This window comes from Domibacillus epiphyticus, from assembly GCF_001975785.1.
Classification (GTDB): domain Bacteria; phylum Bacillota; class Bacilli; order Bacillales; family Domibacillaceae; genus Domibacillus; species Domibacillus epiphyticus.
This window is the reverse complement of record NZ_MSFI01000007.1, coordinates 41,336-54,827: the sequence shown is the minus strand read 5'-3', so window position 1 is coordinate 54,827 and position 13,492 is coordinate 41,336. Positions and strand designations below refer to the sequence as shown.

Annotated in this window: 13 protein-coding genes and 1 other annotated feature; all 13 genes read left to right on the top strand. The window is 44.6% G+C overall.

The window, feature by feature from the left end:
• Window positions 1–141 precede the first annotated feature (141 nt).
• The 13 genes from BTO28_RS04560 (at window position 142) to rlmB (ending at window position 13,492) form a co-directional block, all read left to right on the top strand.
• A complete protein-coding gene (locus BTO28_RS04560; protein ID WP_076764363.1) occupies window positions 142–603 on the top strand; it encodes a CtsR family transcriptional regulator in 462 nt (153 codons plus the stop codon).
• 14 nt (window positions 604–617) lie between these two features.
• A complete protein-coding gene (locus BTO28_RS04555) occupies window positions 618–1,151 on the top strand; it encodes a UvrB/UvrC motif-containing protein (RefSeq protein ID WP_076764362.1) in 534 nt (177 codons plus the stop codon).
• Complete coding sequence (locus tag BTO28_RS04550) at window positions 1,151–2,206, top strand: protein arginine kinase (RefSeq protein ID WP_076764361.1); 1,056 nt, start codon at window positions 1,151–1,153, stop codon at window positions 2,204–2,206. Before BTO28_RS04555 ends, BTO28_RS04550 begins: the two co-directional genes overlap by 1 nt.
• Before the next feature lie 19 nt (window positions 2,207–2,225).
• A complete protein-coding gene (gene clpC, locus BTO28_RS04545; RefSeq protein WP_076764360.1) occupies window positions 2,226–4,664 on the top strand; it encodes an ATP-dependent protease ATP-binding subunit ClpC in 2,439 nt (812 codons plus the stop codon).
• Between the two features lie 60 nt (window positions 4,665–4,724).
• A complete protein-coding gene (radA, locus tag BTO28_RS04540) occupies window positions 4,725–6,098 on the top strand; it encodes a DNA repair protein RadA (RefSeq protein ID WP_076764359.1) in 1,374 nt (457 codons plus the stop codon).
• Window positions 6,099–6,190: 92 nt separating this feature from the next.
• A complete protein-coding gene (locus BTO28_RS04535) occupies window positions 6,191–7,273 on the top strand; it encodes a PIN/TRAM domain-containing protein (protein ID WP_076764358.1) in 1,083 nt (360 codons plus the stop codon).
• Between the two features lie 22 nt (window positions 7,274–7,295).
• Entirely contained in the window at window positions 7,296–7,991 is a 696-nt protein-coding gene (ispD, locus tag BTO28_RS04530; protein WP_076764357.1) for a 2-C-methyl-D-erythritol 4-phosphate cytidylyltransferase, read from the top strand.
• A 5-nt stretch (window positions 7,992–7,996) separates the two neighbouring features.
• Entirely contained in the window at window positions 7,997–8,479 is a 483-nt protein-coding gene (gene ispF / locus BTO28_RS04525) for a 2-C-methyl-D-erythritol 2,4-cyclodiphosphate synthase (protein ID WP_076764356.1), read from the top strand.
• Window positions 8,480–8,501: 22 nt separating this feature from the next.
• Window positions 8,502–9,962 (top strand): glutamate--tRNA ligase, encoded by a 1,461-nt coding sequence (gltX, locus tag BTO28_RS04520; protein ID WP_076764355.1) that lies wholly within the window; start codon window positions 8,502–8,504, stop codon window positions 9,960–9,962.
• A gap of 34 nt (window positions 9,963–9,996) precedes the next feature.
• Window positions 9,997–10,222: a binding site (T-box leader), on the top strand.
• Window positions 10,223–10,276: 54 nt separating this feature from the next.
• On the top strand, window positions 10,277–10,933 hold the full coding sequence (gene cysE / locus BTO28_RS04515; RefSeq protein WP_076764354.1) for a serine O-acetyltransferase: 657 nt from the start codon (window positions 10,277–10,279) through the stop codon (window positions 10,931–10,933).
• On the top strand, window positions 10,924–12,321 hold the full coding sequence (gene cysS, locus BTO28_RS04510; RefSeq protein WP_076764353.1) for a cysteine--tRNA ligase: 1,398 nt from the start codon (window positions 10,924–10,926) through the stop codon (window positions 12,319–12,321). Before cysE ends, cysS begins: the two co-directional genes overlap by 10 nt.
• Entirely contained in the window at window positions 12,321–12,746 is a 426-nt protein-coding gene (locus BTO28_RS04505; protein WP_095532645.1) for a Mini-ribonuclease 3, read from the top strand. The genes cysS and BTO28_RS04505 overlap by 1 nt, the downstream gene beginning before the upstream one ends.
• Entirely contained in the window at window positions 12,743–13,492 is a 750-nt protein-coding gene (gene rlmB, locus BTO28_RS04500; RefSeq protein WP_076764351.1) for a 23S rRNA (guanosine(2251)-2'-O)-methyltransferase RlmB, read from the top strand. Before BTO28_RS04505 ends, rlmB begins: the two co-directional genes overlap by 4 nt.

The following is a 13,492-nucleotide window of genomic DNA, read 5'->3' as shown; positions in this document are numbered from 1 at the left end:
GGACGCCGCCTGGCACGTTAAGACAACTTGAGAAATCAGGTTGTCTTTTTTGTATGTTAAAAAAGCAAATAAATTGCAATGAACATCCGGTTTCCTTTATAATTATCGTCAAATATAGTCAAAGTCAAGGTGGGGAGTTAGGTGAGAAACGTTTCTGATATTATTGAACAGTATTTGAAACAAGTACTCGAACATAGTGGAAGCGAAATCGTTGAAATTAAAAGAAGCGAAATTGCAGACAAGTTCCAGTGTGTTCCTTCTCAAATCAACTATGTCATTAACACCCGTTTCACCATTGAGCGAGGTTACATTGTTGAAAGTAAGCGTGGCGGTGGGGGATATATTAGAATTATAAAAGTGACTGTACAAGAGCAGAGCGATCTAATTGATCAGCTGCTTGCCCTTGTTGGAACACGGTTATCCCAATCGAATGGAGAAGATTTTATTTATCGTCTCCTAGAGGAGAAGGTAATTTCCACAAGAGAGGCGAAAATAATGATAAGTGTTATGGATCGCTCTGTGCTGTATCTTGAACTACCCGATCGCGATGAATTGAGAGCGCGTATGATGAAGTCATTTTTATTATCTCTTAAATACCAGTAAAGCAGGTGGACGTTTTGATATGTCAAGAATGCCATGACCGGCCGGCAGCTCTTCATTTTACTAAAACTGTAAATGGAGAAAAAACAGAAGTGTATTTGTGTGAAAAATGTGCTCATGAAAAAGGTGAATATTTATTTAGCGGACATCCGGCATTTTCCTTAAATAACCTGCTCGGGGGTCTGTTCAATTCCGAACCTCTTTTTTCATCCAATCCTGCATTTCGGGAAGAAGAAGTCACTTGTGAAAAATGCCATATGACGTTTCAACAGTTGTTAAAGACTGGGAAATTTGGCTGTGCGAATTGTTATACAACATTTGATTCTAAGCTTACACCTATTTTAAAACGTCTTCATGGTGGCAATACTATGCATCAAGGCAAAATCCCAGAGAGAATGGGCGGCGCACTCCATTTGCAAAAGGAACTTCAGCTGCTGCGTGAAAAGCTAAATGAGATGATTGCCAGTGAATATTTTGAACAGGCTGCAGATGTACGTGATCAAATAAGGGCTGTGGAGCAGAAGCTGTCGGGTGAAGGAGGCGGTTCATAATGTCACTGGAACGTTTTATTAATCAGCATGCAAGTTCATGGATGAGCGGCACAGGTCCTCATTCAGATGTTGTACTTAGTACCCGTGTGCGTCTTGCCCGTAATCTTGATGAAGTTTGTTTTCCGACCGTTTTTCAATTTGACGATGCGAAAAAAATTGTGAAGCAAGTAAATGATGCGGTATCGGAAAAGCTTTCACTTGAACTTCTTAAGATGGAGGATCTTTCTCCTCTTCAAAAAAGAGTGCTTGTTGAAAAGCACTTAATCAGCCCTCTTTTAGCGGAGTCTTCCCTGTATGGTGCAGCGTTTATTTCAGAGCAGGAAGATATAAGCATTATGGTGAATGAAGAAGACCATCTTCGAATTCAATGTCTTTCATCCGGTTTAAAGTTGCAAGAAACGCTGGATGAAGCGAATAAGATTGACAATGTGATTGAAGAAAGTGTTCAGTATGCTTTTGATGAAAAACGGGGTTATTTAACAGGCTGTCCGACAAATGTAGGGACCGGACTTCGGGCATCGGTTATGATCCATCTGCCGGCTTTAGTGTTAACGCGTCAGATGAACCGGATTATTCCAGCGATCAGCCAACTCGGGCTGGTCGTTAGAGGAATTTACGGGGAAGGCAGTGAAGCATTAGGAAATATTTTTCAAATTTCCAATCAGCTTACATTAGGGAAATCGGAAACAGATATTATTGAAGACCTGGGAAGCGTTGTCCATGAGTTAATGTCGAGAGAACAGTCCGCACGGGACGCCCTTGTAAAAACATCCAAACTACAGCTTGAAGATCGTATTTTCAGATCATACGGTATTTTAGCAAACAGCCGGATTATAGAAACAAATGAAGCTTTTCAATGTTTGTCGAACGTTAGATTAGGGATAGATTTAGGGTATATTCAACATATATCCAAAAGTATTTTAAATGAATTAATGATTTTAACGCAGCCAGGCTTTTTGCAGCAGTATGCAGGGGGTCCTCTGCGGGCAGAGGAGCGCGATATCCGTCGGGCTGCGCTTATTCGGGAACGTTTATCTATGCAAGAGACAAATTAATATAAGGGGGAAAAGAAATATGATGTTTGGTCGTTTTACTGAGAGAGCTCAAAAAGTACTAGCACTTGCACAGGAAGAAGCCATTCGACTGGGACATAACAATATTGGAACGGAACATATTTTACTTGGTCTTATTCGTGAAGGAGAAGGCATCGCTGCAAAAGCTCTTTATGCATTAGGTCTCGGTGCTGAAAAAATTCAGGAAGAAGTAGAAGAATTAATCGGCAAAGGGGACGGTGCTTCCAAAACGGTTCACTATACGCCCCGTGCAAAAAAAGTAATTGAATTGTCTATGGATGAAGCACGTAAACTAGGTCATTCTTACGTGGGAACAGAGCATATTTTGCTCGGTTTGATTCGTGAAGGAGAAGGCGTCGCTGCACGTGTACTTGGCAATCTGGGTGTAAGCTTAAACAAAGCTCGTCAGCAAGTGCTTCAGCTTCTTGGCAGCAGCGAGTCAGGTGGTACGCAGGGCGGTCAGGCATCCAATGTCAGTACACCGACACTTGATGGTCTTGCGCGTGATTTGACCGTCATTGCCCGCGAAGGAAGTCTTGATCCAGTTATTGGCCGGAGTAAAGAAATTCAACGGGTTATTGAGGTGCTCAGCCGCCGGACAAAAAACAATCCGGTGTTGATCGGGGAACCCGGTGTTGGTAAAACAGCGATTGCAGAAGGTCTTGCACAGCAAATTATCAATAATGAGGTGCCGGAGACCCTGCGGAATAAACGCGTTATGACGCTCGATATGGGAACTGTCGTAGCGGGTACAAAATACCGCGGCGAATTTGAAGACCGCCTGAAAAAAGTGATGGATGAAATTCGGCAGGCAGGAAATATTATTTTGTTCATTGATGAATTGCATACGTTAATTGGTGCAGGTGGAGCAGAAGGAGCCATTGATGCGTCAAATATCCTGAAACCATCTCTTGCGCGCGGTGAGCTGCAATGTATCGGTGCAACAACGCTTGATGAATATCGGAAGTATATTGAAAAAGATGCCGCGCTTGAACGTCGATTCCAACCGATCCAGGTAGATGAGCCGACTCTTGAGGAATCCATTCAAATTTTGAAAGGATTGCGCGATCGCTATGAAGCGCATCACCGTGTTTCCATTCTTGATGAAGCGATTGAAGCAGCAGTAAAAATGTCCGATCGTTACATTTCAGACCGTTTCTTGCCGGATAAAGCGATTGACTTGATCGATGAGGCAGGTTCTAAAGTTCGTTTACGCTCCTTTACGACACCGCCTAATTTAAAAGAGCTTGAAGTAAAACTCGAGGCGTTAAAAAATGAAAAAGATTCGGCTGTCCAAAGCCAGGAGTTTGAAAAGGCGGCTTCATTAAGAGATGCAGAGCAGAAACTGCGTGAAGAGCTGGAGAAGACCAAGAACAGCTGGAAAGAAAAACAGGGTACTGAAAACAGTGAAGTAACAATGGAAGATATCGCGATGGTTGTATCAAGCTGGACAGGTATTCCTGTATCGAAACTCGCACAGACAGAAACAGACCGCTTGCTGAATCTTGAAGAGATCCTTCATTCCCGATTGATCGGGCAGGAAGAAGCGGTGACATCTATTTCAAAAGCTGTTCGCCGCGCGCGTGCGGGATTGAAAGATCCAAAACGTCCCATTGGTTCATTCATTTTCCTCGGTCCAACAGGTGTCGGTAAAACCGAACTGGCAAAAGCACTGGCTGAATCCATGTTTGGCGATGAAGATGCGATGATCCGCATTGATATGTCCGAGTACATGGAAAAACACTCCACATCACGCCTTGTTGGTTCGCCTCCAGGCTATGTTGGATATGAAGAAGGCGGCCAGCTGACGGAAAAAATCCGCCGGAAACCATATTCTGTCGTATTGCTTGATGAAATTGAAAAAGCACATCCAGATGTCTTTAATATTTTACTTCAAGTACTTGAAGACGGACGCTTAACGGATTCGAAAGGGCGTACGGTTGATTTCCGCAATACAGTGCTAATTATGACATCCAACGTAGGAGCGCAGTCACTTCAGAAAAATAAATACGTTGGCTTTAACATTCAAGACGCGTCGCAGGATCACAAAGATATGAAAGGAAAAGTGATGGATGAACTGAAGCGTGCTTTCCGTCCGGAGTTCCTTAACCGTATTGATGAAATTATCGTCTTCCACGCGCTTGAGAAAAAACATTTGAAAGAAATCGTTTCATTGATGACAGACCAATTGACAAGCCGTTTGAAAGAGCAGGATATTATGGTAGAGCTGACAGATAAGGCAAAAGAAAAAATTGCCGACGAAGGCTATGATCCAGAGTATGGTGCGCGTCCATTACGCCGTGCACTGCAAAAGCAGGTAGAAGACCGCCTTTCTGAGGAATTGCTGAAAGGAAATGTGTTAACCGGTCAGCAAGTGACTGTCGATGTTGATGAAAATGGCGAATTTACTGTTCGCACAGCGGCTGGGTCCGCATCGTAAAAAGTTCATTCAGCGGGTCTTCAATAGACCCGCTGTTTTTTGTTGAAAGGGGTAGGGACGATGGCAAAGAAAAAAACGAAATTCGTTTGTGGATCGTGCGGATATGAATCACCAAAATGGATGGGAAAATGTCCTGGATGCGGCGAGTGGAACCAAATGGTAGAGGAAACGGAGATTACAGGGACGCCGAAACGGACATTTATGCATTCAGATACAGCGACAGTATCAAAGCCGTCGCGGCTTGTTGATGTGGAAACCGTGCAGGAGCCGCGTGTTGAAACAGACTTAAGAGAATTCAACCGCGTTCTCGGCGGCGGGGTTGTCCCCGGGTCACTGGTATTAATCGGCGGTGATCCTGGCATCGGGAAGTCAACATTACTTTTGCAAGTTTCATCACAGCTATCATCTAATGGAAGCAATGTGTTGTATATCTCCGGGGAGGAATCCGTTAAGCAAACGAAAATGCGGGCTTCGCGTATGGGCATCAACAATGAAAGTTTATATATTTACTCTGAAACAAATTTACAGCTCATTCATTCGGCTATTGACCAGATGAAGCCGTCATTTGTTATTATCGATTCGATTCAAACAATCTATCATCCGGAAGTGACATCAGCCCCAGGCAGTGTTTCCCAGGTGCGTGAATGTACAGCAGAGCTGATGAGAATTGCGAAAATAAACGGCATTGCCATTTTTATCGTCGGTCACGTAACAAAAGAGGGGTCAATTGCCGGACCGCGTCTACTTGAGCATATGGTAGATACCGTACTTTATTTTGAAGGAGAACGGCATCATACATACCGCATTTTGCGGGCGGTAAAAAACCGATTTGGCTCGACAAATGAAATGGGTATTTTTGAAATGAAAGAAATTGGACTTGAGGAAGTTGCAAATCCATCGGAAATTTTTCTAGAAGAACGGACACAAGGAACATCCGGTTCAACGGTAGTGGCCTCAATGGAAGGGACACGCCCTGTACTCGTTGAAATTCAAGCGCTCATTTCACCGACTGTTTTCGGCAACCCGAGACGGATGGCTACCGGGATGGATCATAACCGCGTGACGCTCATTATGGCGGTGCTGGAAAAGCGGGTGGGCCTGCTTCTGCAAAATCAAGATGCTTATTTAAAAGTGGCAGGCGGTGTGAAGCTGGATGAACCGGCGATCGATCTTGCCATCGCCGTCAGCATTGCTTCTAGTTTTCGTGATGAACCGACTGGTGCGACAGATTGTTTAATTGGAGAAGTTGGGTTAACGGGTGAGGTAAGGCGAGTTTCCCGAATCGAACAGCGCGTCAATGAAGCGGCGAAGTTAGGCTTTACCCGGCTTGTTATCCCGGCGAACAATCTCGGGGGCTGGTCGCCGCCAGCTGGTGTTGAAATTGTCGGCGTATCAACAGTAAATGAAGCATTAAAAACCATATTCGGTAAATAAAAAAATGGAACTAAATGCGTTTCAGTCTCGTATTAATAGCGCGGGGCTCGAAACGTGTTTATAATGAGAAGAATAAAAGGAGGTGAATAAACATGTTAAAGCGCCTTGTACAGGGTGGGTTCATCATTTTAGGCGGTACGCTCGGCGTATTTCTTATTTCGGACTTATTCCAATACTTTCATCTTAATCATCCATTTATTAATAACCCCTATGTCACTGCGCTTTTAGGTGCACTCGCATTTTACTTGCTGACGTTCTGGGCAGTGGATTACATTGTGGAGTTCATTAAGTGGATAGAAGACCGTATCGTACATGCACCACTTACGGATATTTTAATGGGTGGTCTTGGTCTTGTGATCGGGCTGCTCGTCGCCATTTTAGTCGGCATTCCGCTTGCACAGCTACAGCTTCCAATCGTTAATACTGTTGTGCCAATATTGCTGACAATCGGTCTTGGCTATCTCGGATTTCAATTCGGTGTTAAGCGGCGTGATGAGCTAACAACCTTTTTCTCTTCCAATAAAGCGTCAAAACGAAAAGAAGTACAAACGGAGGAAATAGCGCCTTTACAGCCAGTCAAATCGTTTAAAATTTTAGATACGAGTGTGATTATCGATGGACGTATTGCAGACATTTGCGCCACGGGCTTTTTAGATGGCACAATCGTTATCCCGCAATTTGTTCTGGAAGAATTACAGCATATCGCTGATTCATCAGATACACTAAAAAGAACAAAAGGACGCCGTGGTCTTGATATTTTGAACCGGATGCAAAAAGAAATCCCGATTGAGGTTGAAATGACCGAGAAAGATTATGAAGATATTCATGAAGTCGATTCAAAGCTTGTAAAACTGGCAAAAGAAATGGGCGGCATCGTCGTCACAAATGATTTTAATTTAAATAAAGTATGCGAGTTTCAACAGGTGCCAGTGTTAAACATTAACGATCTCGCAAATGCAGTGAAACCGGTCGTAATCCCAGGGGAAGAAATGAATGTTCTCGTTATTAAAGACGGAAAAGAACAGCGACAGGGCATTGCTTACCTTGATGACGGTACGATGATCGTCGTAGAAGATGGACGTGACTTTATCGGCAAACAGATCGCAGTTGTGGTAACAAGTGTACTGCAAACATCGGCCGGCCGGATGATTTTTGCGAAACCGAAACTAGCATGACCAAAAGAAAGGGTTTAAATGAATGAAATACTTTGTCGTGATACCGGCTGCGGGAAAAGGAAAACGGATGAAAGCAGGCCTCAATAAGCTGCTGCTTGAACTTGAGGGAAAGCCAGTAATTATTCACACACTTGAGGTGTTTGAATCAGATCCTTGCTGTAAAGGAATTGTGTTGTCTGTTCATCCAGATGAGCAATCCGAATTTGAACAGCTTCTTTTAACGTATAACATAAAAAAAGTTTGCGCATTTGCAATGGGCGGTCAAGAACGCCAGCACAGTGTATACAGCGGCTTAAAAGTTCTCCCGCCGGAATCGGACATTGTTCTCGTTCATGATGGTGCAAGACCCTTTATAACACGGGGTACAATTGAAATGCTCGTCAAAAGCGCACATGATAGTGGAGCGGCAATTGCTGCCGTTCCGGTGAAAGATACAATAAAAAAAGCAGCTAGTGGAACGGTATCGAAAACGATAGACCGGGCAAGTTTATGGTCGGTGCAGACCCCGCAAGCGTTTAAAAAATCCGTTTTGCTGCATGCCCAGCAAAAGGCGGAAGAGGAACAATTTCTCGGAACGGATGAATCATCGCTTGTAGAGCGTACCGGTTATCGGGTTCAAATTGTTGAAAGCGATTATGATAATATTAAATTAACGACACCGGAAGATATGTATTTTGCCCGGGCGATCATTGCGAAAAGAATGGAAAGACAGGTGTGACTTATATGTTTCGAATTGGACAAGGATTCGATGTTCATCAATTAACGGAAGGACGGCCGCTTATTATCGGAGGCATCACGATCCCGTATGAAAAAGGATTGCTCGGCCACTCGGATGCAGATGTACTTTTACATACGATAGCGGATGCGTGCCTCGGTGCAATTGGAGAAGGAGATATCGGCCGTCATTTCCCTGATACAGATGAGGCTTTTAAGGATGCGGATTCAGCAAAGCTGCTCCAGCATGTATGGATGATGGTGAAAGAAAAAGGCTATTTACTGGGCAATATTGACTGTACGATCATTGCCCAGAAGCCGAAAATGGCTCCGTATATTGGCGATATGCAGACGCGTATTGCGCAACTGTTAGAAGCAGAAACAAGCCAGATAAATGTGAAGGCGACAACAACCGAAAAACTCGGATTCCCCGGGCGCGGTGAAGGAATCGCTTCGCAGGCAGTGGTTCTGTTAGTAAAAAAACAAGCTTAAACAGCACGGGAGGGAATACAGCATGACAAATGAAGTACGTGTACGTTACGCGCCAAGTCCAACAGGACATCTTCACATCGGCAATGCGCGGACAGCACTTTTTAATTACTTATATGCACGAAATCTTGGCGGGAAATTTATTATCCGTATTGAAGATACCGATCAAAAACGAAATATTGAAGGAGGAGAAGAAAGCCAGCTTCAATATTTAAAATGGCTCGGCATCGATTGGGATGAAGGTCCGGATGCAGGCGGCGAATATGGACCGTACCGCCAGTCTGAGCGAAATGATTTATACAAAAAATATTACGAGAAACTATTAGAAGAGGGAAAAGCGTATAAATGCTACTGCACAGCCGAAGAACTTGAAGCAGAGCGTGAAGCGCAGCAAGAACGGAATGAAATTGCCGGCTACTCCGGAAAATGCCGCCATTTAACACAAGAAGAACAGGCTGCGCTAGAAGCGGAAGGGCGCCGTCCAAGCATTCGTTTCCGGGTGCCAGAAGGCGAAACGATCGCGTTCAATGATATGGTAAAAGGGGAAGTATCATTTGAGTCCGATGGGATTGGCGGCGACTTTGTCATCGTTAAGCAAGACGGTACACCGACATATAATTTCGCTGTCGCCATCGATGACCATCTAATGAAAATGACACATGTTCTTCGCGGGGATGATCACATTTCTAATACGCCGAAACAGCTCTTCATTTATCGAGCTCTCGGTTTTAAACCGCCTGTTTTCGGTCATATGACATTAATCGTGAATGAAAATAGAAAGAAATTGAGCAAACGCGACGAATCCATCATTCAGTTTATTGAACAATATGAAGAGCTGGGCTACTTGCCAGAAGCGCTATTAAACTTCATTACACTGCTGGGCTGGTCGCCAAAAGAGGAAGAAGAAATCTTTACAAAAGAGCAGTTTATTGAATCATTTGATGCAGACCGGCTTTCGAAATCCCCGGCTTTCTTCGACAAGCAGAAGCTGCTCTGGATGAACAACCAATACATGAAAGAACAGCCTGTTGAGCGCGTTGTGGAACTGGCGCGGCCTCATCTAGTAAAAGCCGGCCTAATTGATGAAGCATTCTCTCCTGAACAGGAAGAATGGGTGGAGAGCTTAATCGCTCTATATCAAGAAAAAATGAGCTTTGGTGCTGAAATTGTAGAACTATCCGGTTTATTTTTTAAGGAAGATGTTCAATATGAAGATGAGGCAAAAGAAGTTCTTTCTGAAGAGCAAGTGCCGGAAGTGCTCCGCGCGTTTGCTGAAAAAGCGTCCGCGCTTGATCCTTTTGAAGCTGCCGGCGTGAAAAAAGCGATGAAAGATGTTCAAAAAGAAACAGGCCATAAAGGGAAAAAACTGTTTATGCCGATCCGTGCGGCGGTTACCGGTCAGACACACGGTCCGGATTTGCCAAAAGCAATTGAATTGCTCGGAAAAGAAAAAGTTTTAAAAAGACTTAATGCCATTCTTGATTAAAAGAAGCACCCGTATATAATAGAGTGTATAAATACAAAAAACGTTGAAGAGGAAAAGTATGCGGCAGATGCCTTTCAGAGAGAATCGCCACCTGGCTGAGAGCGATTCAGGCCTCTCTGCCCGCAGAAGTGCCCCTCGGAGTCTGCCGCTGAACATTCAGTAAGCGGCGGCGGGTCCCCGCCCGTTAACAGGTTAAGTTGGGAAAGCAGCTAGTGCTGTTTTTCAAACAGAGTGGAACCGCGTTTATAAACGTCTCTGTCTTTCAGAGGCGTTTTTTGTATGGATCAAACAAAGTGCCGAGAGGAGGGACAGCATTGTTTAAAGTGCTGAAAGAAGATATTGATACAATTTTTGAACAGGATCCGGCTGCACGCAGCTATTTAGAAGTGATTTTAACGTATTCGGGTTTGCACGCGATTTGGTCTCATAGACTTGCTCACGGTTTTTATAAGCGGAAATTTTATTTTATTGCCCGGGTTATTTCACAAATCAGCCGCTTTTTCACCGGTATTGAAATTCATCCTGGTGCCCGGATTGGAAGAGGTCTGTTTATTGATCACGGCATGGGTGTCGTCATCGGGGAGACTTGTGAAATTGGGAATCATGTAACGCTTTATCAAGGAGTTACACTCGGAGGAACAGGAAAAGAAAAAGGGAAACGGCATCCGACAGTGAAAGATGGCGCACTCATCGCAACAGGTGCGAAAGTGCTCGGTTCCATTACAGTTGGTGAAGATGCAAGAATCGGTGCCGGGTCCGTCGTCTTGAAAGATGTACCGCCAAACTCTACGGTTGTTGGCATTCCGGGCCGTATTGTTGTGCAGGATGGCCGGAAAGTGGAAAAGGATTTGAATCACCGCAATTTGCCGGATCCAGTCGCAGACCGCTTGAAAAGCATGGAAGCAGAAATTGCCCGCTTGAAAAAAGAAATGGATGAAGCAAAGAAAGGGGATTACGAGCAATGCCCGTAATGATGTACAACACGCTTACACGAAAAAAAGAAGAGTTTATTCCGCTTGAAAAAGACAAAGTAAAAATGTATGTGTGCGGTCCGACTGTATATAACTACATTCATATCGGTAACGCCCGGCCGGCCATCGTGTTTGATACAGTTCGCCGTCATCTTCAATACCGTGGCTTCGATGTGAAATACGTATCCAACTTCACGGATGTCGATGATAAATTAATACGCGCAGCAAATGAATTGGGTGAAGAAGTGCCGGTTATTGCGGACCGATTTATTAACGCATACTTTGAAGACACACATGCGCTCGGCTGCCAGAAAGCAGATGTTCATCCGCGTGTAACGGAAAATATTGAATTAATCATTGAATTTATCGAACAGCTCGTTGAAAAAGGATTTGCTTATGAGTCAGGAGGAGATGTGTACTACCGGACACGCCAGTTTGATGGATACGGAAAACTGTCTCACCAGTCAATTGATGAGCTTAAAGTGGGTGCACGGATCGGCGCCGGGGAAAAGAAAGATGATGCGCTTGATTTCGTGTTATGGAAAGCAGCAAAAGAAGGCGAAATTTCCTGGGGAAGCCCGTGGGGAGAAGGGCGTCCTGGCTGGCACATTGAATGCTCAGCAATGGCGCGGAAATACCTCGGCGATTCAATTGACATTCATGCAGGCGGGCAGGATTTAACATTCCCCCACCATGAAAATGAAATTGCCCAGTCGGAAGCAGTTACCGGCAAACCATTTGCCCGTTACTGGCTCCATAATGGATATATTAATATTGACAATGAAAAAATGTCGAAATCACTCGGCAACTTTGTGCTCGTTCATGACATTATAAAGGAAATAGACCCGCAAGTATTGCGTTTCTTCATGCTGTCTGTTCATTACCGCCATCCGGTTAACTACAATAAAGAACTGCTCGACAGCTCAGCAGCTGCACTTGGACGGTTAAAAATTGCATACGAAAATTTGAAGCACCGCAAGCAGTCCAGCACCAATTTAACAAATGACGACGATCAGTGGCTTGAAAAAGTGAACGCTCATCACGACCGCTTCCTTGCTGAGATGGATGATGACTTTAACACAGCAAACGCCATATCCGTGTTGTTTGATCTGTCGAAAGACGCGAATGTATACTTGCTTGAACAGCACACGTCAGTCCAGGTCATTGATACGTTTTTATCGAAGTATGAAGATATGTTTTTTGTGCTTGGACTTACCATTCAAGGTGAGGAATTGCTCGATGAAGAAATTGAAGATTTAATCGAACAGCGAAATCAAGCGCGTAAAGACCGCAACTTTACCCGTGCAGATGAAATCCGCGACCAGCTGAAAGAATTAAACATCATTCTTGAAGACACATCGCAGGGCATTAGATGGAGACGCGGATGATGAAACAGTTGATGGTACCATTAAAGGATGCACAGCAGCTGAATGGGCTGGCACTTGCCTATATGGGGGATGCCGTATATGAGGTGTATATCCGTAAATTTTTACTGGAGTCTGGCCGCGTGAAACCGAATGATCTTCATCGTGCCTCGACTCGTTACGTGTCGGCAAAAGCGCAAGCGGCACAGCTTCACCGTTTGCGTGAGGAACGTTTTTTAACCGAATCAGAAGAAGCGGTTGCCAAACGAGGGCGTAATGCAAAATCCGGTCATGTGCCAAAAAACACAGATGTGCAGACATACAATCATAGCACGGCTTTTGAAGCGCTCATCGGTTTTTTATTCTTAACCGGGCAGCTGGAGCGGATGGAAGAAATCATACACAATATTTTGGAAGAAAGTGATGAAAAAAGGGGGGCGAACGCATGACACAGGAACAGGAATGGATTGCTGGGCGGAATCCCGTGCTTGAAGCGTTAAAGTCCGGCCGCGATATTAATAAGCTATGGGTTCAGGAAGGTTCACAAAAAGGATCGATGCAGCAAATTTTAAACAAAGCGAAGGAAGCAGGCATTCCGGTACAATTGGTGCCGAAGCGGAAAATTGAACAAGTTGTGCCGGAAAATCATCAAGGGGTGGCGGCATCTGTTGCGGCATACCAATATGCAGAAATTGATGATTTGTTCGAGAAAGCGGAAGAAAGCGGCGAACCGCCCTTTTTTATTCTGCTGGATGAATTGGAGGACCCTCATAATCTCGGTTCGATTATGAGGACAGCGGATGCTGTTGGTGCGCACGGGATTATCATTCCAAAACGCCGTTCGGTAAGCCTGACAGCAACAGCGGCGAAAGCTTCGACAGGCGCAATTGAATATATCCCAGTTGCACGTGTGACGAATTTGGCGCGGACGATTGACGAATTAAAAGAGCGGGGTATTTGGGTTGCGGGAACAGATGCTTCCGGTGCGGAAGATTACCGCCGCTTTGACGGATCAATGCCTCTCTGTCTCGTCATAGGCAGTGAGGGACGAGGCATGAGCCGTCTTATCAAAGAAAAGTGTGACTTTTTAATTCAATTGCCGATGAGCGGGCATGTGACATCGTTAAATGCATCTGTTGCCGCAGCGTTACTCATGTATGAAGTGTACCGGAAGCGCCATCCTCTGGGGCTGTAA

Excerpts from the sequence above, each read along its gene's own strand:
- clpC (WP_076764360.1), top strand. The coding sequence starts at position 2,226 with ATGATGTTTGGTCGTTTTACTGAGAGAGCTCAAAAAGTACTAGCACTT.
- cysS (WP_076764353.1), top strand. The coding sequence starts at position 10,924 with ATGCCCGTAATGATGTACAACACGCTTACACGAAAAAAAGAAGAGTTT.
- gltX (WP_076764355.1), top strand. The coding sequence starts at position 8,502 with ATGACAAATGAAGTACGTGTACGTTACGCGCCAAGTCCAACAGGACAT.
- ispF (WP_076764356.1), top strand. The coding sequence starts at position 7,997 with ATGTTTCGAATTGGACAAGGATTCGATGTTCATCAATTAACGGAAGGA.
- rlmB (WP_076764351.1), top strand. The coding sequence starts at position 12,743 with ATGACACAGGAACAGGAATGGATTGCTGGGCGGAATCCCGTGCTTGAA.
- BTO28_RS04505 (WP_095532645.1), top strand. The coding sequence starts at position 12,321 with ATGAAACAGTTGATGGTACCATTAAAGGATGCACAGCAGCTGAATGGG.
- ispD (WP_076764357.1), top strand. The coding sequence starts at position 7,296 with ATGAAATACTTTGTCGTGATACCGGCTGCGGGAAAAGGAAAACGGATG.
- radA (WP_076764359.1), top strand. The coding sequence starts at position 4,725 with ATGGCAAAGAAAAAAACGAAATTCGTTTGTGGATCGTGCGGATATGAA.
- BTO28_RS04535 (WP_076764358.1), top strand. The coding sequence starts at position 6,191 with ATGTTAAAGCGCCTTGTACAGGGTGGGTTCATCATTTTAGGCGGTACG.
- BTO28_RS04550 (WP_076764361.1), top strand. The coding sequence starts at position 1,151 with ATGTCACTGGAACGTTTTATTAATCAGCATGCAAGTTCATGGATGAGC.